Source organism: Bacillus sp. 5B6, assembly GCF_000259405.1.
Classification (GTDB): Bacteria; Bacillota; Bacilli; order Bacillales; family Bacillaceae; genus Bacillus; species Bacillus velezensis.
In genome coordinates, this window is record NZ_AJST01000001.1 from 3,540,044 (window position 1) to 3,560,664 (window position 20,621).

General features: G+C 49.1%; 12 protein-coding genes and 2 pseudogenes. 6 read left to right on the forward strand and 8 right to left on the reverse strand.

Features of this window, described 5'->3' with window-relative positions; all coding sequences use genetic code 11:
• Positions 1–3 precede the first annotated feature (3 nt).
• The 8 genes and pseudogenes from MY7_RS17030 to MY7_RS17060 all read right to left on the reverse strand — a co-directional run bounded on the left by MY7_RS17030 (position 4) and on the right by MY7_RS17060 (position 12,913).
• Positions 4–7,044, reverse strand: a complete 7,041-nt coding sequence (locus MY7_RS17030) for a DNRLRE domain-containing protein (protein ID WP_007614785.1) — start codon at positions 7,042–7,044, stop codon at positions 4–6.
• A gap of 161 nt (positions 7,045–7,205) precedes the next feature.
• Entirely contained in the window at positions 7,206–8,270 is a 1,065-nt protein-coding gene (locus MY7_RS17035; protein WP_007614786.1) for a polysaccharide lyase family 1 protein, read from the reverse strand.
• Between the two features lie 141 nt (positions 8,271–8,411).
• Positions 8,412–9,323, reverse strand: a complete 912-nt coding sequence (locus tag MY7_RS17040) for a DMT family transporter (protein ID WP_007614787.1) — start codon at positions 9,321–9,323, stop codon at positions 8,412–8,414.
• 147 nt (positions 9,324–9,470) lie between these two features.
• Positions 9,471–9,917, reverse strand: coding sequence for a universal stress protein (locus MY7_RS17045; RefSeq protein ID WP_007614788.1), 447 nt, complete (start codon positions 9,915–9,917; stop codon positions 9,471–9,473).
• A gap of 81 nt (positions 9,918–9,998) precedes the next feature.
• A pseudogene (locus MY7_RS17050) lies at positions 9,999–10,367 on the reverse strand (family 1 glycosylhydrolase); the annotation flags it as partial.
• Positions 10,363–10,497, reverse strand: a pseudogene (locus MY7_RS19420) (PTS transporter subunit EIIB); the annotation flags it as partial. The pseudogenes MY7_RS19420 and MY7_RS17050, both read right to left, overlap by 5 nt.
• Before the next feature lie 401 nt (positions 10,498–10,898).
• A complete protein-coding gene (locus tag MY7_RS17055; RefSeq protein ID WP_007614792.1) occupies positions 10,899–11,216 on the reverse strand; it encodes a hypothetical protein in 318 nt (105 codons plus the stop codon).
• Between the two features lie 290 nt (positions 11,217–11,506).
• Positions 11,507–12,913, reverse strand: a complete 1,407-nt coding sequence (locus tag MY7_RS17060; RefSeq protein ID WP_007614793.1) for a glycoside hydrolase family 43 protein — start codon at positions 12,911–12,913, stop codon at positions 11,507–11,509.
• Positions 12,914–13,154: 241 nt separating this feature from the next.
• Between MY7_RS17060 and hutP the strand changes: the two genes are divergently transcribed.
• From hutP to MY7_RS17090, 6 genes are all read left to right on the forward strand, one after another.
• Positions 13,155–13,601: a hut operon transcriptional regulator HutP gene (gene hutP / locus MY7_RS17065; RefSeq protein WP_004393292.1), complete on the forward strand. Its 447-nt coding sequence runs from the start codon at positions 13,155–13,157 to the stop codon at positions 13,599–13,601.
• A gap of 112 nt (positions 13,602–13,713) precedes the next feature.
• Complete coding sequence (gene hutH, locus MY7_RS17070) at positions 13,714–15,252, forward strand: histidine ammonia-lyase (protein WP_029325764.1); 1,539 nt, start codon at positions 13,714–13,716, stop codon at positions 15,250–15,252.
• Positions 15,249–16,913: a urocanate hydratase gene (gene hutU / locus MY7_RS17075; protein WP_007614803.1), complete on the forward strand. Its 1,665-nt coding sequence runs from the start codon at positions 15,249–15,251 to the stop codon at positions 16,911–16,913. The genes hutH and hutU overlap by 4 nt, the downstream gene beginning before the upstream one ends.
• 1 nt (position 16,914) lies before the next feature.
• Complete coding sequence (gene hutI / locus MY7_RS17080) at positions 16,915–18,180, forward strand: imidazolonepropionase (protein ID WP_007614805.1); 1,266 nt, start codon at positions 16,915–16,917, stop codon at positions 18,178–18,180.
• A complete protein-coding gene (gene hutG, locus MY7_RS17085; protein ID WP_007614807.1) occupies positions 18,173–19,123 on the forward strand; it encodes a formimidoylglutamase in 951 nt (316 codons plus the stop codon). Before hutI ends, hutG begins: the two co-directional genes overlap by 8 nt.
• 70 nt (positions 19,124–19,193) lie before the next feature.
• Complete coding sequence (locus MY7_RS17090; protein ID WP_029325765.1) at positions 19,194–20,612, forward strand: amino acid permease; 1,419 nt, start codon at positions 19,194–19,196, stop codon at positions 20,610–20,612.
• The last annotated feature ends 9 nt before the right edge of the window (positions 20,613–20,621 follow it).

The window sequence follows — 20,621 nt, forward strand, 5'->3', positions numbered from 1 at the left end:
ACCCTATCTCCTTCTTTTTGTTCTATATCCTTTAAAATGTTCTGGATAATGTCCTTTAAGTTGATTGTACCTCCCTTTTTTCAAGGGACTTCTACCTTTTCCAACACCATGAAAATGGGGCCCTCTACCTCGTTTATCATGTTTATGAAGTACCACATATTTTTTATGACTTCCTCTTCCAACTCTACCAAAAGAATATACAGTTCTATGCTCGCTACTACCATCGTATACTTTTTTATGTGTTTTATATTGAGAAGAAGTAGGTATTCCGGCAGCCCGTTTAGCAGCCCTGAATGAAGCCCTCCTACTCATTTGTTGGGTAGCTTTATAAACCCGACTAGCACCCTTAAATAACTTCCCAGGACCAAAGTTCGAAGCCGCTGCCCAGGCTGCACCTCTCCACCCTTTACCTGATTTATAGGCCTTATATCCATCATAGGCTGCAAATCCGGCATTTACCACAAGCCACACCCAATGCCCATCTGGATCAACATTCATCACTGGGTTGTTGTTTCCGTATGCATATCCATTCTGATCTAAAGAATCGCCGTCACTTCCCGGGTCTGGGTCTAGTGATAAGAATACACCGTTTCTTGGTTCGTAGTAGCGGGCCATGAGATAGTACAGGCCGGTTTCTTCGTCGTATTGGTAGCCTGCGTAGCGGTAGCGGTTGTCTTTTACTTCGTCGCTCGCTTCGGTTTTTGTCGGATTTCCCCATGCATCGTATTGATATTTGGCAACGGTTTTTCCGGTGCTGTCTGAGATGGCGATGACGTCGCCGTGTGCGTTGTAGTGATAGAAATATTTCTTGCCGTTCTTTGTATAGGATAACAGCTGGCCGCTGTCACCGTACGTGTATGATTTTGTGACGTTGTTGTCTGCGTCTGTTTCATACAGGACGTTCAAGCTGTCTCCGTCGTAGAAGTAGTTCGTAATGTTTCCGTTGACGGTTTTTTGGATTCTGTTTCCTTTTTCATCGTATTTGTATGTTGCGAACGGCTTGTCTTCGCCTTTTTTTGTTACGGCGGTCAGGTTGTCTTCCGCGTCCCACGTGTATGTGTATTTGCCGTCAGATGTGCGGTTGCCGTTTTTATCGTAGGACAGTTCTTCGTCATTCACCTTCGTCAGCTGGTTCATAATGTTGAAGGAAGCGTTGACTGATTTGCTTGCGCCGTCCTTTGTGGCGGTGACGTTTGTCCGGTTGCCGAAGCCGTCGTACGTATATTGAATGACGGTGCCGTCTTCATGAGTTTCTTTGACGAGCTGGTTGAGCTTGCCATATTCGTACTGGACCTTTCCGCCCGCTGAGCTGTCGATGACCGTGCGGTTGCCGTTGGCGTCGTATTCATAGCTTTCCCGGAAGATGCTGCCGCCGTTTTTCGCTCCGATATGAAGAGAGCTGACAAGATTCCGCTCATCATATGAGAAGCTCGTGCCGACTTCATTTCCGCTGATGAATGTCTGGACATTGCCGTTTTCATCATAATCAAATGTATAGGCTGAAGTGCCGTCTTTCATTTCAATCATTTGATCAAGTTTGTTGTACGTAAAGCTGTTTGTTCCTTTTTGGCCGCCGTGGCTCCATGAGAAAGTTTTCAGCTTATCCGAATCAGCCGGATACGTCCAGCTTTGGCTGCCGCCGCGGTCGGTTAATTCAGTCAGGCGGTTTTTGTTGTCAAAGGTGCGTTTTTTCGTTGTATTTTGTTCTTTGTTTGTGACCGACGTTTCATTGCCGTTTTTGTCATAGGTAAAGTTGTATTTTTCAGTGCCGTTATACGCTTTTGACTTAACCCGGTCGGTGCCGTCATAGGTCAGCGACACTTCATTGCCGTTGGCGGAAACGGTTTTCGTCAAGTTGCTGTTGGCGTCATATTCACTCTTCAGTACATTGCCGAGCGGGTCGGTTGTTTTGACGAGCTTGCCCATGACGTCATATTCATATTGATAGGTCTGGTCTGCGCCGGCCCGAATCGTTTTTGTCAGCTCATTTCCTTCCTTGTCATAGCTGTGAAGGATGGATGTGCCGTTTGACAGGGTCAGCTTTGTCAGCTGGTCGGCCTGATCGTATTCGTAGGCGGTTGTTTCGCCTTTCGCGTCGGTTTCAGACATTTTCTTTCCAGTCTCGTCATATGAAGCAGTGCTTGCATACCCTAGTTCGTCTTCTTCTTTTGTGACGTAGTTTCCTTTTTCGTCATAGGTGTTTTTCGTCAGGATGCTTCCTTCGATTAAACGGATATCATCAAACCACGCCGTTCCTGTGGCGCTTTTTTGGAACAGAATGCTGATTTCGATTTTATTGATCGGCTTTGTTTTCGGAATGACTGCCGCCGCCCGGTTCCATTCCTGCGTCCCCTGCGGGAATTTGGCGGTGTATACGCCCGTCGTTCCGTCCGCATAGGTGACGCCGGCCTGAAGCGCGTAATCATTGTCGTTCGTTAATTTTACGCCGTCTGCCTTGGACATCCCTGTCAGCGTGATATATACCGGCTTATCGTCCGCACTTTGGCCTAATGTAACGGTTTGTTTTGCGGCCGCATTGGCTTGTGATGCATTTGTGCGGGACGCTTTTAATGAGCTGTCATCATCGAAGCCTTCATCAAGGTCAGCGGCGGCTCCGCTTGTGCTCCAGCCGTCTGCTTTAGCCGTGAAACTGCTGTTTTGCACCGGGTTATAGCTTGAAGAGACTTCGCCTTTTTCCAGCTGAACCTGATCAAACCACGCTTTTCCTTTGCCGTCCTTGTCGTTATGATCCACTTCCATATAGACGATGGCTTTTCCTGCATTGGCCGGTGTGGTAAAGGTGATCTGCCGTTTCGTCCAGTCATTCTTTCCGGCTAATGCGCCTGATTCATTGTGAATCCATTGAATGCGTTTTTGGTCTTTGTCACGCAGATCAATGTTGAAATACGCTCTCGCCTTTGTCAGATCCGTTTTGATCTGGCCGCTGAGTGTATACGTCGTATTCGGCTCAAGCTGCACTTCCTGCGTTGCGGACGCATGGCCGTGCTCTGTTCCGGCTGAAGCGGATTGTGAGGTGATCTCCAGTGCTTTTTGTCCGGACAGCGCGCCGCTTCTTGCTTTGACAGACGCGATGCTTCCGCTGTCTCTCGTAGCAGTGAGATTCCAGCCAAGCTTTGTTCCTTCAAAGCTGCCGTCTTTCAGCAGGCTCGCCGAAGCTGCCAGCTCTTTGCTTGATTGAATGAGATTTCCGTACTTGTCATACACGGCGGCGGATGAGGATTTTCCGCTTTGATCCGTTTCAGAAACGGCATCCAGTCCGTCGTACGCAATATCGGTGACGTTCCCCTCGGTATCCTTCATTTTCGTCACGTCATTGTTTTTGTTGTACTGATACGTTTCGGTGCCGTAGTTGTCTTTTACGGCTGTGACGTTTCCGTCTTTATCATATTGATAGCTTTCTGTCGCTTTGCCCGCATCCGCGTCGTTCGGATCGGTGTCCTGAATGACGTTGTTGCCTTCGTATACAGTGTTGGTGGTGATTTTCAGCCCTTCGGCATCATCGATCATCTGAATCGGGTTGCCCGCCTCATTATAGCCGTACTGCACTTTGCGGCCGTTCGGCTGCGTCATGAGCAGCGTTTTTTTGCCCGCGTCGTAGCTGTAGTCGTACGTTTCTTTTTTCGCATTGACGGCTTTGGTCAGACGGTGGCCGCTGTATTGGTATTCAGTGAACAGCGGTTTGTCATCCGTGCTGTTTGCGGAATACTGCTTGACGAGGCGCCCTTCGGCATCATAGCCGTAGCTTGTGACGCTGCCGTCAGTATCCGTCACCTTTTTGAGAAGGTCTTTGTCATATGAATATGAAATCTTTTTGTTTTTCGGCCCTGTAAGAGATGTGACATGGCCGTTTTCATCATAGGTAAATGTCAGCTTGCGCCCTGATGCGTCTGTTATGGCGGTCAGCTGATTGCTGTCGTTATATTCGTATACGGTTGTGTTGTTGTGTCCGTCAACGATTTTTTGGAGCTTTCCGCCTTTTTTGCTGAAATAAGCGTTCGTCTGATCTTTTGTTTTTAATACAAATTGATCGCTTGTTTCCGTCAGTTCGAGATAAACGCCCGTCGGCGGCTGATACGTGCCGTCAGATTTTTTCGTGAAGACATGTGTTGTCGCGTCCTCATCAATATAAACGGCTCTGCCGTCTTCAGAAAGAATCGACGTGTCCGCATCGGCATACCAGCCTTGGCCGAACATATGGTCAGAGCTGTCAAGGCTGTTGAAGGTCCGGGAGAGTCCGAGCCCCGGTCCGCGTCCGTCGATTGACATATCTTCTTCATTGACGATGACATTTCCCGTTGCGCCATTCAGCTGTCCGTCCGGAATGTCAATAATGGACCAGAATTCTTCCGTTCCGAGGAATTCCGCCCCTTCATGGAAAACAGGGTTAAAAGGTGCCGTCGGTATGCTGTCACCGTTTGCGTCATAGGCGGTCAGCGTGAAGGAATAGTTCTTCTTTCCTTTGTAATTGCCGTTTGCGTTTTCGTAAACAGGTGATGGGTCAAGCGCCAGTTCGCCGCCCTTTCCGTCCGTGTGAAGCTGGAATCTTCCCGCTTTCACTTCATCGACCGAAGGCCAGATGTGTTTGTTTTGAGTCGTCCAATGATCGGTATCACCGACATCGAATGATTGATAGTCTTTTCCGTTGTAGATGTTGATTTTGTAGCCTTTGGCGTTTTTGACTTTATCCCATATGAGATTGACATAACCCGTTTGGCTCGATTTCGTGTTCGTATAGACATAGCCTGTCAGGTTTTTCGGCTTTGCGATATCAGGCAGCGCCGGACTCGCTTCCGGTGAGGCGATCGCTTCTCCGTCTTTGTTATAGGCAATGACTTTAAATCCGTAGGTTTTCCGGTTCGCATCTCCGCTGGCGTTTTTATAAACGGGGCCCGGGTTGATCGGCAATTCCGCACCTTTTTTGTCTTTCAGGTGAAGCGCATATTTTCCGGCGCTGATTTCCGCCTTTGTCGGCCAGATGTTTTGATTTTTTGTGGACCAGGATGTTTTATTTCCGAGGTCAAGCGTTTCAAAGCTTTTGCCGTTAAAGACTTGCATTTTATACCCGGCTGCGCCTGATACGGCTTTCCAGGAAAGATCAAACCAGCCTGTGGCGTTGTTGTTATTAAAGCCTTTCATGCTTGGTTTCTGAACTCTTCCAATATTCGGAATGACGGGCTTGGCGGCCGCAGACATGGCGCCTTCTCCCTGGTCAAACACCGCGCTGACCGCGACCCAGTAATTTTTACTTGCCGGATAGCTGCCGCCGGAGTTTTTATAGACCGGCGAAGGATTAAGCGCTAATTCACTTCCGCCTTTTCCGTCTGTATGCAGCTTATATTTGCCGGAGTCGATTTCCGCTTTTGTCGGCCAAATCTTTTTCCCTCTTGTGCTCCAAGAGGTTGCATTGCCGACCGGAATGGCCTGATATTCTTTCCCGTTATAAAGCCAGACTTTATAGCTTTTGGCGCCTTCAGCTTTTTTCCAGCTGATATTGAAAAATCCTGTCGAATCTCCGTTATGATACGCTTTGACAGACGGCGTGTCCGCCTTCGGAATCGTGTATGTCACTTCAATGTATGGTTTTTTAGCAGAGTTTGCTGATGACATCAGCTTCTTCCAATATTCTTTTCCGTTGCCGTTTGCGTGAAGCTTAAAGCCGTAATTGGCGCCGCCGCTGTTCCACGACTTGACTGCGGAGGTGACATCGAAGCTTGCCCATTGGCCTTTATAGACCTCGGCTTTGCCGATGTTTTTGGAGCCCGGCTTGTTCTTCCACGTAATCTTGGCATTGTCGTAATTGCTGTTAACGGTGTCGAGCCAAAGCCCCGTCGCTTTTGATCCGTAATAGGAGTGGGCTGTGTACGCTTTGAGCGTCGCTTTCGTCACCGTCATGTTTTTGATCGGCTTTAGATTATCAAACTTCATAAAAGCGTAGTTCGTTCCGGTTGTGCCGTCATAATATCCAGTTTTCAGCACGTACGCTTTCAATCCGGCATCCCATTTCTGCGACGCGGCAGAGTAGTTTGTCGTCGGGTACGCGCTCATGACAAAGGTATCGGATGACACAGATACTGATGTTGACGGGTCAATAGATACCGGATAAACCCGCTTGGGATCTTTCAGCCATTTTTCATCGGCCGTTACATGGAGCAAGTAGCCTTCGCTGTTTTTTTCAAGCTTGAAGCTGACATCTTCTGACCTGCTGACTTCACCTGACTTTTCATCGAGATCTGAGTCGGTCATAAAAGGCTTCGGCACGGTGTAGACGACATTGTCTTTATCATCAGAAAACGCGATAGAGCCGTCTTCCTGTTCTTTAGCCTGAAGGTCGGTTTTGATTTGAAAGGTGAAGGAATTGTAGCCTTCATATTTGTGAAGCACAAGGTCTTCTTTTATGTTTTCGTTAAATGTGTAGGTTTGTAAATCAATAGCAGGAAACACTTGCTGATACGTAAGCTCGTTGCTGTCTTCCTTGACTTTTGCTGAGGCATCTGTCGGAGTGATTGCAGCCTGATCGGGGCCTTTTGCGCCGGTTAATGAGTATGTGAGCTTATGATCATCATGTTCAAATGTGGCGTATAATCCGTTTTTCATTTGCTTCAGAAAATCGGAATTCAGCACTGTATTTTCCGTTCCGACTTCCTTTGAGCCGGTTTTCAATTCAGGGGAAACGTCTTCCCAGTCCGCATTGGCGGTTTCTTTCGTATGAATGGGGTCTGTGTAGATTTCCTGTTTGTACACACCCTCGCCTTCATAGTAAAGCTTTGAATTCTCAGTTCTTTCAGACGTGATCTCACCGTCTTGATTGATATCTTTTTGATCAAACGGCATCTGCTCAGATGCTTTTTCCGCCGGAAGATCTTTTTCCGAGTCTGCGGCCGGAATGGCGGCGGTTTTCGCTTGATCTTGTTTTTCACCCGTTTCTGCCGCAAACACATCGGCAGGCGCAATGGAAATCATCAGCGTGGCCGCAAGAGTGCCGGCCAGCCACTTTTTCCACTTGTTCTTTTTTCCTATTTTCATAGGTTCTCCTCCTTCTTTTGTAATATAGGCTTAACAATAGTAATATTATTGAAATTGTTTATCAATATTTTCCTAGGTATTTAAGGTTATTTTAAGGATTATAGGTATTTTGAACCTTTTATTCATATAAAAAAACCGCCGGCAGCCGGCGGTTTTTCGTATTATGGATAGCGGAGATTTGTATTTTGCGCTCCCGCGTAGGATTGGGCGAAGTTTTTAGCATCCTGGGCTGAAAGCGTGCCGTAGCTGTAATTTGATCTCGGATTCCAGCCGGTGCGCGGTGATTTCGGGGCTTTGAGCGACGGGAATGAACCGATGTCGGTGAATTGGGCCGTCCCGTAGTCGTCTATCATTCCGCCTTTTTCATTTCCGTTACCGAAATAGTTGGCTTCTGAGAAGACAGTCGCGTTTGTATGAATGGTGAATCCTAAATTGAAATTGGTCACATAGTTGTTTTTCGCGTGAAAATAGCCGTATCTCATCAGGCCCGGTGAACGCACATAGACGTTATTAAAATAGTTGTTGGTGATCGTCATATGCGGATAGCCGATATAATTGCGTCCTTCGTTATCATCATTCGGATAACCGAGAATCAGGCCGTACAGATGGTCTGTGAATTTAGAGTTAGACAGCGTCACAAAATCCGCTTTAGCGCCGACATACAGAAGCTTTCCCAAATCGCTGTGGCTGTTCGGATTGTAGCTGTGTCCTTCAAACCACACGTGGTCAATCCAGTAATTCTGTCCGTTCGCTATGTACATCGGAATGTCGTTGTTGCCTGTAATGGCGGCACTATGGCTGATAATGAGATTTTTGAAAATCACATTGTTTGAGCCGGAGCCGGTGGTCAGATAGATGTTGGTCAGCCTGTGGCTGGTATAAGAGCCGACGATGGTTTTATTGGCGCCGACTGTCACAACGGCTTTACCCGGGGAAGAAATATCACTTGTGATGACGATGGTTTTGCGGTCCGTTCCGCCCGCATTGTTTTTCAGATCATTAAGATTGCTGACGTAGACGACGGGGCCGCCCTGGCCTCCCGTTACGGCGGATTTTGCTTTTCCGTTATGATCCTTCGCATTTCCCGCGAATCCGGTAAGTCCCTGCATCACATCCGGATAAGCCGCTGCCGCTTCTGCCTGTTTTGATACGGAACATACGATGGCCAGACAAAGCGCAAAGCCGAGTGCAGCCAAGAAAGCGAGATGACGCGTCTTCTTTATCATGCCCTTCACTCCTTTAATCTATTAAATTGTAAGCACAAGAAGTATTATACAATTACCATCCTCTTTTTCCATGATCTGTTTGTCTGCTTTTTCGTTATGGCTGAAAAGCCCCAAAACAAAAAAAGCAGCCGATACGGCCGCCTATATACGGGTGCTGTCTGCCTGAGTTTCCGCCGGCACGGCTTTTTGCTTTCGAATCAGGGACAGCGCCATTCCCGCAAAAATCAATACAATCCCCAAAGATTGATAAAGGTCGGGGCGAAATCCCGTAAATACGGTGTCAAGCACAATCGCCACCGCCGGATCAAGAAATACGATGATTGAAATAAACCGGGTGGATAAAAACCGCAAGCTGTCAAAAAAGAGCAAATACACAATTCCCGTATGAATGATACCGGTTGACACAATCATGATCCAGTTCACATGCGACAAATCAGAAAAAGCGCCGAAACGGACGAACGGAAGAAGAATGATAACGCCCAATCCGGTCTGCAAACAGGTGACCGCATATGGACTGAGACTGTTGATGCCTTTCCCGGCCAGTGTCGTAAAGGCGTAAAAAAGGGCGGCCAGCACGGCCCAAATAATACCCGATCCCATCAGCTGAGAAAAAGATGTATTTCCGTTGATGCCGGAAATCAGGGCGGTGCCCAGAAAACAAATCACGATGGAAGTGACGGACACAATATGCAGTTTCTCCCGGTATATTAGGCTCCCTAGAAGAAGGACGAGAACGGGAGCCAGATGATAAACGGAAATCGCTATCGTCACTGATGTCTCCTCAAATGATTTAAATAAAAACACCCAGTTCAGCACGAGAAAAAATCCGCAGGCCAGTGTCTGCAGCACCTCACGCCGGTTCCATTGTTCGGTGCGGTACCGTCCGGAACCAAACCAGCAAACGCCCAGAAACAATGAGGCGCACAGACATCTCACAAAGACCAGTTCAATTGAAGGCACATTCGTATGTTCCGAGAAAAAGCCGATTGATCCGAAAATGACCATGGAAATGACCATTTTGATGACGGCATTTGATGTTTGTTCAGCTTGCATTGATTTGCTTCCTCCATATCATTGACTGTTTATTCAGACAAATACTAACAGCCATTTTACTTGATTCAGAGGAAGATTTCACCCTATTTTTCGAAAGCCGGCGGTCTTTTCTCATTAAAAAAACCCCGCATCAGCAGGGTCTTCCGTTTAATGAACGATCAGTACAGGACAAGGAGACAATTGCGAGACCTTATGGCTCACGCTTCCGAGCATCATTTCTTTAAATCCGCTGATTCCGCGGCTTCCGACGACAATCAGATTGAAATGCTGTTCTTTCGCTATGTTTAAAATTTGATGCGCAGGTTCGCCTTGGACGTACAGGCTTTCCGCGTTTACCCCGCTTTCAGCCGCTTTCTGCTTGGCCTCTTCCAGAATGGCCGCTCCTTTTTGCTCGACTTCATGTTTAATGTCTTCAATGAAGTTTTCCGGAACATAGACAATCCCTGTTAAGGCTGATGTGGAGACAACGGCTTCACGTCCCGCATAGAGAATGGTGAGTTCAGCCTCCTGTTCTTTCGCCAAATGGATCGCTGCGTCCAAAGCTTTGCCGCTCATGTCTGAACCGTCTACTGCTGCAAGAATTTTTTTAAACATATGAATCCCGCCTTTCTGCTTTTATTGTCCTCCTCTCTTTGCTGAATGTCAATTTTGCCGGCTTGCTCCGGAACATTGCGCTTACAGACTTTCTCCGTTTGTGGCGATGACGTCTTTATACCAATAAAAACTTTTCTTTTTCTTTCTTTCAAACGTGCCTTTTCCGTCATTGCCGCGATCGACATAGATATAGCCGTAGCGTTTTTTCATTTCTGCCGTTGAGGCGCTGACGAGGTCAATCGGCCCCCACGATGTGCAGCCGATCAGGTCGACGCCGTCTTCAATCGCCTCTCTTGCCTCTATTAAATGATCACGCAGATAATTGATGCGGCAGTCATCCTGAATGGTTCCGGCCTCCTCCGGCTGATCAACCGCGCCGAGCCCGTTTTCGACGATGAAGAGCGGTTTCTGATAACGGTCGTACAGCGTGTTTAAGGTGATGCGCAAGCCCGTCCCGATCTGCTTTCGCATTGTCATATAGATTAAAACGAAGCCACGTCATGCAATGGATGACACTCTGCACATTCTCCTCCCCGCCGACAAGTTGTAAAATCTCTTTTGATATTTTATGATCGTCCATGAGTCTGCCACCTTAAAAATGGGGGAACTGCCGGACGAAAGGCGGCCGCCTTTCTCCGGCTTTTTTTGTTATGAAATCAGCATCACCTCCGAAAAAAGGGTATAAAAAAAACCCAAACTGCACAGCACACGGGGGTCTTCCCCTGTCTGACGCAATTTAGGTTTTGCCTGCAGTTTGCAGTAACAATCCTGGGTGAATGATATTGGGTTGATATGTATACTTAGCACTGGATTTATGGGGTGTTAACGCTTACATTGGGATTATTACTTAGTTTAAGCAATTCATATTGTGTTCTGTATGGTGATAATTGCATAACTTAAAACAGAAACTTGATCGATCAGTGTTTTCACTAATCAAGCATCTAACGGTAATCTGCTTATATACTTTTAAAAATTTCTTGTTCACAGCAAAAATATACCGAATTGCTCTTCGAAAGCTATCTTTATCTTTTCTTCATCCTTAATACAAATGATCATATTATTATTTACTTTCTTCAATTGTGTAACATTGTTCAGCTTCGAATGAAAAACGATGAATTCATCATAAGTCAGACTTACATCGCATTCCATCTTATACACATCTACAAATAGCACCAGTTTAAACCCTTTAGTATCTTTTACAGAATATATTAATTCTCCGGCATCTGGATTATCCGCTATACTTACCGGTTCATTCAAAAAAAGCTCTAATAACTCAAGTTCATCATATTTTATAAACAAATCAAGTCACCTTCTAAATATATTTTTCACTTCAATATTACATAGGTGTTCCGGCAAAAATAGATTCCAATTCCTTTGCTCCGTTGTCTCCTGGAATTTATCTAGAGTAATTTTATTCCAAAAGTAATTTAATATATCTTTTTCACTATGATTTTGTAAGTTTACTTATTTTATGAAGGAAGAAAAAACCTCATAACAATATGATACTCTATAGAGCATTAATTACTTTCAAGTAGTTTTTATATTTCAAAAAAGAACCTTCTTTAATAAAAGAAGGTTCTGAGTCCGCCTCACTTCACTCCCCAAACAGCCTCCCCATCACCGCTCAGCACACTAAACGTCACAACTTCTTTCTCTCTCGCTGAGTCCCATTCTTTCAGGAAGACGCCGTCATAATTTGTGCCGTTCAGGTTGAGTCGGGCTTTGCTGTTGTCCGTTATTGTCCAGGTTCCGGTCATTTCCCCGGAAATGGTGCCGTCGTTGTTAAGCCGGATGTTTTTTGGGGTTTTAATCGTAGCTGTGATGTCTTTTCCATGCTGGATGAGTTTGTAGGTTCCGGATGCGGCGGCCGCCGGAATGTGTGTATCCGGTTCTCCCGCATAGCGGTATGGCGCTGCCACGGGCCATCCGTCTTTGTTCATGTACAGCCGATGTACTCTGACTTCGTGCTCTTCTCCTCTGTTCGGGAAACGGGTGTGGAAAATGAGGTATGATCGTTTCGTTTTCCCGTCGTAAAACACGGAGTTGTGTCCCGGTGATATGTAGCCTGTGCCTTTTTCAGATTGTGAGGCGAAGCTGTAGCCGCCCATGAGTTTGACCCCGTACGGTTCAATTGCTTTGTCGTCGAAGAAGCTGCCGTCTTTTCCTTTGGCATCAAGCATGTTATGGCCTGCGGCGTCATAGTACGGACCGTCCGGATTTTTGGAGCGCGCCACACGCATATTGTAACCGCCGGCTGTGTCAAGTCCGCCGAATGACAGATACAGATAGTAATATTTCGTTTCCGGATTGTAGCTGATGTACGGGCCTTCGATTCTGCTGTGATTTCCGCCGAGCAGTTTTTTTCCGTAGCCTTGGTTCGGGAGCGGGAAACCGGTTTTCGGATTCATTTCCAGTATAAAAATCCCCCCGGAGTAAGAGCCGTACACCATCCTGAGCTTGCCTTTATGGTCAAAAAACGTTTGCGGATCTACGACGTTCGGGTGAACGTTTGCATGATACGTCGTGCCGTCTTCGCTTTTTCCTTCCATGCCCGATTTCAAAAAGATGCCTTTGTTTTTGTAGGGCCCTTCGATTTTGTCACTCACGGCGACACCGAGAGCGGATCGCGGCGAGTCTCCTTTACAGGCGTTATAGTACATGTAATATTTTCCGTCAGCCAGCTGGGCGACATCCGGCGCCCACAGCGTATCAGACTGGGCCCAGTCGAATGTCTCTTTTAATTCGGTGTAGACGTTCGGGATCAGGGGATTATTGGGATTGACGCTTGAAGACATCTGCTGCCACTGCATCAGGTTTTTCGACTTGGCGGAAGCCAAATGCGAGCCGAATACATAATATGTATCGCCTGTTTTGATGACGGACGGATCATGCACGCTGACCTCTGAAAAAACCGGATGCTGGGCTTTTGCCTGCGGCAGAGTGAACCCGATGACCGCTGCTGAGACCAGGCACACACGAAAGAAACTGGTTTTCATTTTCTGAAATCTCCTCGCTCTCTTCTTTTCTTAAAACGCTTTCAAGACAACGCTCCATTTTATGACGCGGATGGCGGAAATATGTGATCAACAGCGCCGGCTTCACGATGTACCGCTTTACTTCGATAGCAATCTGATTTGTGAAAGACTGGAAAAAAAGTTTTGACTTCTGATTCGCAAACACTTAATATAAAAAACAGTTACTAGTTATCAGAATATTTAAGAATTGAGTGAAGCATATATGACCTTACACAAAGACCGCCGCATCGGGCGATTGTCCGTCCTTCTTCTGCTTCATGAGACTGAAGAAAACCAGCAGATCAGCCGGCTGGAACGGGACGGCTGGAAAGTCTGTCTCGGCAGGGTGGGTTCAATGGATGCGCATAAGGTGGTAGCCGCAATTGAAACCGCTTCCAAAAAGAGCGGTGTCATTCAATCTGAGGGTTATCGCGAATCACATGCGCTGTATCACGCTACAATGGAAGCTTTGCACGGAGTGACGCGGGGCGAAATGCTGCTTGGCTCACTGCTTCGTACCGTGGGCCTGAAGTTTGCCGTCTTGCGGGGAAATCCGTATGAAAGCGAGGCGGAAGGCGATTGGATCGCCGTTTCACTTTACGGCACGATCGGAGCTCCGATTAAGGGGCTTGAGCACGAAACATTCGGAGTCGGAATTAATCACATATGAATCAGCCCATAGATTTCAGATGATAGGGGGCTATGCGTGAAATATCATTTTCATGGCATAGCTCCTTTTTGTATGGGCGCTTTACCAAAGTAAAGGAAAAGGGGTTGAAATGATGGTGACGTTAGACGGTTCCTCACTGACAACCGCAGATGCCCAGCGTGTGCTGTTTGATTTTGAAGAGGTTCAAGCATCTGCCGAAAGCATGGAACGTGTGAAAAAAAGCAGGGCGGCGGTTGAACGGATCGTTCAGGAAGAGAAGACCATTTACGGGATTACGACGGGATTCGGCAAGTTCAGCGATGTGCTGATTCAAAAAGAAGACGCCGCGGATCTGCAGCTGAATCTGATTCTTTCTCACGCGTGCGGCGTCGGTGATCCGTTTCCGGAATCTGTATCGCGGGCCATGCTGCTTTTGCGAGCCAATGCCCTGCTGAAAGGCTTTTCCGGCGTGCGGACTGAGCTGATTGATCAACTGCTCGCGTACCTCAATCATCGCATTCACCCGGTCATCCCGCAGCAAGGGTCACTGGGGGCGAGCGGAGATTTGGCGCCGCTTTCTCATCTCGCACTAGCGCTTATCGGGCAAGGCGAAGTCTTTTACGAAGGGGCCCGGATGCCGACAGCTCATGCTTTAGAAAAGACAAACCTTCAGCCGGCCGTCCTGACCTCTAAGGAAGGGCTCGCGCTGATCAACGGAACGCAGGCCATGACCGCGATGGGTCTGATCGCTTACCTCGAGGCCGAAAAGCTGGCCTATCAGTCGGAACGGATCGCGAGCTTAACGATCGAAGGCCTTCAGGGCATTATCGATGCGTTCGACGAGGACATTCATGCCGCCCGCGGATATCAGGAACAGATGGATGTCGCAGAGCGAATCCGCTATTACTTGTCAGACAGCAAGCTGACGACCGTCCAAGGGGAGCTGCGTGTCCAGGACGCCTATTCGATCCGCTGTATTCCTCAAGTCCATGGCGCATCATGGCAGACATTAGCGTATGTAAAAGAAAAACTAGAAATTGAGATGAATGCCGCGACAGATAACCCGCTCATTTTCGAAGACGGCGCCAAAATCATCTCAGGCGGAAACTTTCACGGACAGCCGATCGCCTTTGCCATGGATTTTCTTAAAGTGGCGGCGGCCGAGCTTGCGAATATTTCTGAACGCCGGATCGAACGGCTTGTGAATCCGCAGCTGAATGACCTGCCGCCCTTTCTGAGCCCTCAGCCCGGCTTACAATCCGGAGCGATGATCATGCAATATGCGGCGGCCTCCCTCGTGTCAGAAAATAAAACCCTGGCCCATCCCGCCAGTGTCGATTCCATTCCTTCATCGGCAAACCAGGAGGATCACGTCAGCATGGGAACCATCGCCTCAAGACACGCCTACCAGATCATTGCGAATACGAGACGGGTGCTTGCCGTTGAAGCCATTTGCGCGCTGCAGGCCGTGGAATACCGGGGTGCGGAACATTGCGCCTCGTACACAAAACAGCTCTATCACGAAATGAGAAACATCGTGCCGTCCATACAAGAAGACCGCGTGTTTTCTTATGACATCGAGCATCTGAGTGACTGGCTGAAGAAGGAGTCTTTTCTGCCGAATGAACATCACCAAAAACTGATGACCAATGAAGGGGGAATGACAAGATGACTGATGTAAAGAAATCAATCCGCGCCGGCCGCGGCACCGAACTTGAATGCTTAGGATGGGAGCAGGAAGCCGTGCTCCGCATGCTCCGAAACAACCTTGACCCGGAGGTTGCCGAAAAGCCGGAGGATCTGATCGTATACGGCGGCATAGGCAAGGCCGCGCGAAACTGGGATGCTTTTCACGCGATTGAGCGTTCCCTCAAAACGTTAAAAGATGATGAAACACTGCTGATCCAATCCGGAAAACCGGTCGGATTGTTCCGCACGCACAGCCGCGCGCCCCGCGTCCTGCTGGCTAATTCGGTTCTCGTGCCGAAATGGGCGGATTGGGAGCATTTCCATGACCTTGAGAAAAAAGGGCTGATGATGTACGGGCAGATGACGGCCGGCAGCTGGATTTATATCGGCTCACAAGGTATTTTGCAAGGCACCTATGAAACCTTTGCGGAGCTTGCGAGACAGCATTTCGGCGGCAGTCTGAAAGGAACCCTTACGCTGACGGCCGGACTCGGCGGAATGGGAGGCGCCCAGCCGCTGTCCGTCACGATGAATGATGGCGTCGTCATCGCCGTTGAAGCGGATGAAACACGGATTGATAAACGGATGGAAACAAACTATTGCGACCGTAAAACCGCATCAATTGACGAAGCGCTGCGCTGGGCCGAAGCAGCCAGACAAGCCGGAGAACCTTTATCAATCGGCCTTCTCGGCAATGCGGCTGAGGTGCATCATGAGCTTTTGAACCGCGGCGTCCATATTGACATCGTAACCGATCAGACTTCCGCTCACGACCCGCTGATCGGCTATATTCCGGCAGGATACTCACTTGAAGAGGCCGACTGCCTGCGCCGGGATCAGCCTGAATTATACGTAAGGCTTTCCAAGCAAAGTATGAAAAAGCATGTGGAAGCCATGCTCGCCTTCAAGAAAAAAGGGGCTATCGTCTTCGATTACGGCAACAACATCCGCCAAGCTGCCAAAGATGAGGGTCTCGCCGATGCTTTTGATTTTCCGGGATTCGTTCCCGCCTACATCCGGCCTTTATTTTGTGAAGGAAAAGGGCCGTTCCGCTGGGCTGCGCTGTCGGGAGACCCTGAAGATATATACCGCACGGACGCTTTATTAAAAGAGCTGTTTCCAGAAAATCAAGCCCTTCACCGCTGGATTGACATGGCACAGAAAAAAGTCACATTCCAAGGCCTGCCGTCCCGTATTTGCTGGCTCGGCTACGGTGAACGGGAAAAGATGGGGCTCGCCATCAATGAATTGGTCAGAAACGGAGAGCTGAAAGCCCCGATCGTCATCGGAAGAGACCATTTAGACTGCGGATCTGTCGCCTCTCCGAATCGGGAAACAGAAGCGATGAAAGACGGAAGCGACGCGGTCGGCGATTGGGCGGTGCTGAACGCGCTGATCAACACGGCCTCAGGCGCAAGCTGGGTTTCTTTTCACCACGGCGGGGGCGTCGGCATGGGGTATTCCCTTCACGCGGGAATGGTCGCGGTCGCTGACGGCAGCATCCTTGCGGAACAGCGGCTTTCCCGCGTTCTGACAAGCGATCCGGGAATGGGCATCATCCGCCATGCGGACGCAGGTTATGAAAAAGCGGTTCAAGTCGCCGAGGAACAAGACATTATGATACCGATGAAAAAGGAGCGGTAACATGCCGAAACAAATAGATACCATACTCACCAACATCGGCCAGCTGCTGACGATGGAATCCGGCGGCCCCCGATCAGGCGGAAGCATGCAGGACCTTCATGTCACGGAAGATGCCGTCATCGGCATTCACGACGGGCGCATTGTTTTTGCCGGACATCAAGGAGCGGAGGAAGGATACGAGGCAAGAGACATCATCGACTGCGGGGGACGGCTCGTCACCCCCGGCCTCGTCGATCCCCATACCCATCTTGTATTCGGAGGGTCCCGGGAAAAAGAACTGAATTTAAAAATTCAGGGCATGTCCTATTTGGATATTCTGGCGCAAGGCGGCGGTATTTTGTCAACGGTCAAAGACACGAAAGCCGCTTCCGAAGAAGAACTGATTGAAAAAGGGCTTTTTCACCTCGGACGCATGCTCTCATACGGCATCACGACCGCGGAAGTAAAAAGCGGGTACGGACTCGACAAAGACACGGAGCTGAAACAGCTGACCGCGGCGAAAAAACTGGGCGGGCGCCAGCCAGTCGACCTTGTCACAACTTTTATGGGGGCACACGCCATTCCGCCTGAGTACCGGAACAGCCCTGACGAATTTCTGAATCGCATGCTGCAGCTTTTGCCTGACATAAAAGAAAAAGGCCTTGCGCAATTTGCCGATATTTTCACAGAAACAGGCGTCTTTACCGTCAGCCAGTCACGGGACTACCTGAAAAAGGCGGCTGAAGCTGGTTTCGGCCTGAAAATCCATGCTGATGAGATTGACCCGCTCGGCGGCGCGGAATTGGCGGCAGAGCTGCATGCTGTTTCTGCCGATCATTTGGTGGGGGCATCTGATGCAGGCATCGAAAAGCTGGCGGAGTCCGGAACGATCGCCGTCCTGCTGCCGGGCACGACTTTCTATCTCGGAAAACACACTTATGCGAGAGCCCGGGAGATGATTGATGCGGGCGTACGGGTCAGTTTGGCGACTGACTTCAACCCGGGCAGCTCACCGACGGAAAATCTCCAGCTCATTATGTCGATTGCCGCGCTTCATTTAAAAATGACCGCAGAAGAAATCTGGCACGCTGTCACCGTTAACGCTGCGTATGCGATCGGAAAAGGCGAAGAGGCCGGACAAATCAAAGCCGGACGGGCGGCTGACATTGTCATTTGGGAAGCGCCGAATTACATGTATATCCCGTATCATTACGGCGTCAATCATGTCCGCCGTGTCATCAAGAACGGGAAGACGGTCGTTTCAAGGGAGGGAGCCGCTCTTGGATAAGTATCCGTTTCTGCAAAAAGCCGGCTCCCTCTTCAACGACCGCCATGTGACAAGGATCGGCGATGTGACGGAAGCGTGGGTGGGACAAACGATCAAAGGGCCGGCTTTGATCGGCGTTCCGCTTTCTAAGTCGTCAATCAGCCATTCCGGCGCCTGCTTTGCACCCGGTGCGATCCGCCGGGCGCTCGGCGGCATTTCTGCATATTCCGCGGAGCTGCGGGAGCATGTCATTGACCATCTGTACGATATCGGTGATATTCAGATTCACGTCACGGATGTCGTTAAATCTCACGAACACATTTATCGGACCTTTTATGATATTCTGACGGACCAGCCTGACTGGGTGCCCGTCATTCTCGGCGGCGACAACTCCATCAGTTATTCCACCATTAAAGCCATTGCGGAAACGAAAGGAACAACGGCCGTCTTTCAATTCGACGCCCACCACGACGTTCGCAACACAGAAGACGGAGGGCCGACAAACGGCACGCCATTCCGCCGTCTGTTAGATGAAAATATCATAAGCGGACAAAACCTGATTCAGCTTGGAATCAGGGAGTTCAGCAACAGCTTGGCATATGAACAATATGTAAAAGAGCGTCAGGCAGACGTGCATACAATGGAGATGATCCGGGAGAAAGGGCTTCTCCGAACGATACAAGACACTTTGCCGGCCGTTCAAAAAAGAGCCGACGCCATTTTTATTTCGGTTGATATGGATGTGCTGGATCAAGCTCATGCGCCCGGCTGTCCTGCGATCGGCCCCGGAGGCCTGTATACCGAGGAACTGCTTCAGGCGGTCCGGTTTTTAGCCCAGGAGGCTGACATCTCGGGTATTGAGATCGTTGAGGTTGATCCGACACTTGATTTTCGCGATATGACAAGCCGGGCAGCCGCACACGTCATTTTACATGCATTGAAGGGATTTAAATTGTCACGTTAAAGTCAAATCCGGCACGCGTGATCTCGGCTGCCGGAAGATTCTCATGCCACGCAAAAAGGGGGAGATCACGATGGATGTTGATCAAGGCGGCAATCAACTAAAGCGCACGATGAAAAGCAGGCACTTATTTATGATTTCATTGGGAGGGGTCATCGGCACGGGGCTGTTTTTGAGCACAGGGTATACATTGAGCCAGGCCGGGCCGGGCGGGACGATCGCCGCTTACCTGATCGGCGGCTTGATGATGTATCTTGTCATGCAGTGTCTCGGAGAATTGTCAGTAGCCATGCCTGTGACCGGTTCATTTCAAACGTATGCGACAACGTTTATCGGGCCGTCCACGGGTTTTATGGTCGGTATCATGTATTGGGTGAATTGGGTGGTGACGGTAGGATCGGAGTTTACAGCTTCCGGTATCCTCATGCAGCGCTGGTTTCCCCACAGCAGCGTCTGGATGTGGAGCGCGATTTTCGCGGCTCTCCTTTTTGCCGCCAATGCATTCTCCGTTAAATTGTTTGCAGAAACAGAGTTTTGGTTTTCCAGCGTCAAAATCGTCACCATCCTTTTATTTATCATCTTAGGCGGCGCCGCGATGTTCGGTTTGATTTCATTGCACGGTTCGGGTGAAGCTCCGATGCTGTCGAATTTCACCTCACACGGCGGACTGTTTCCGAACGGCTTTCTTGCGGTTTTCATCGCAATGATTTCCGTAAGCTTCGCCTTTTCAGGGACGGAGCTGATCGGAATTACAGCGGGTGAAACCGCCAATCCGGCAAAAGATATTCCGCGTTCGATCCGAAATGTCGCCTGGAGAACGGTCATCTTTTTTATCGGCGCCATTTTTGTGCTGTCCGGACTGATCTCCTGGAAGGAAGCCGGTGTGATTGAAAGTCCGTTTGTCGCGGTCTTTTCCCAGATCGGTATCCCATACGCCGCAGATATCATGAACTTCGTGATTTTAACGGCTTTGCTTTCGGTCGCCAACTCCGGACTGTATGCTTCCACCCGGATGCTGTGGTCTCTTGCGAATGAAAACATGATCAGCGCCCGGTTCAAAAAAGTCACGCCGAAAGGCATTCCGCTGAATGCTCTGCTCGCCAGCATGGCCGTTTCCTGCATATCCTTGATCTCAAGCATCGCCGCCCCGGGCACGGTCTACGTGGTGCTCGTGGCAATAGCCGGATTTGCCGGCGTCGTGGTATGGATGAGCATCGCCCTGTCTCAGCTGTTATTTCGAAAACATTATGTGAAAAACGGCGGACGCGTCTCGGATCTGACCTTCCGCACGCCGTTATACCCTCTCGTTCCGATCGCCGCTGTGATCTTATGTTTCGCTTCATGCGTAGGCCTTGCATTTGATCCCAATCAAAGAATCGCCCTCTTCTGCGGAATTCCTTGTATGATCCTGTGCTATGTCATTCGTTTTTTGAGAAAGAAACAGCCGAAACAATCCGTCCGCGACATTCATTTGGATAAAACCATGCCATAAAAAAAGGCA

Coding starts and splice junctions, on each gene's coding strand:
- MY7_RS17030 (WP_007614785.1), bottom strand. CDS start 7,044: ATGAAAATAGGAAAAAAGAACAAGTGGAAAAAGTGGCTGGCCGGCACT.
- MY7_RS17035 (WP_007614786.1), bottom strand. CDS start 8,270: ATGATAAAGAAGACGCGTCATCTCGCTTTCTTGGCTGCACTCGGCTTT.
- MY7_RS17040 (WP_007614787.1), bottom strand. CDS start 9,323: ATGCAAGCTGAACAAACATCAAATGCCGTCATCAAAATGGTCATTTCC.
- MY7_RS17045 (WP_007614788.1), bottom strand. CDS start 9,917: ATGTTTAAAAAAATTCTTGCAGCAGTAGACGGTTCAGACATGAGCGGC.
- MY7_RS17060 (WP_007614793.1), bottom strand. CDS start 12,913: ATGAAAACCAGTTTCTTTCGTGTGTGCCTGGTCTCAGCAGCGGTCATC.
- hutP (WP_004393292.1), top strand. CDS start 13,155: ATGACCTTACACAAAGACCGCCGCATCGGGCGATTGTCCGTCCTTCTT.
- hutH (WP_029325764.1), top strand. CDS start 13,714: ATGGTGACGTTAGACGGTTCCTCACTGACAACCGCAGATGCCCAGCGT.
- hutU (WP_007614803.1), top strand. CDS start 15,249: ATGACTGATGTAAAGAAATCAATCCGCGCCGGCCGCGGCACCGAACTT.
- hutI (WP_007614805.1), top strand. CDS start 16,915: ATGCCGAAACAAATAGATACCATACTCACCAACATCGGCCAGCTGCTG.
- MY7_RS17090 (WP_029325765.1), top strand. CDS start 19,194: ATGGATGTTGATCAAGGCGGCAATCAACTAAAGCGCACGATGAAAAGC.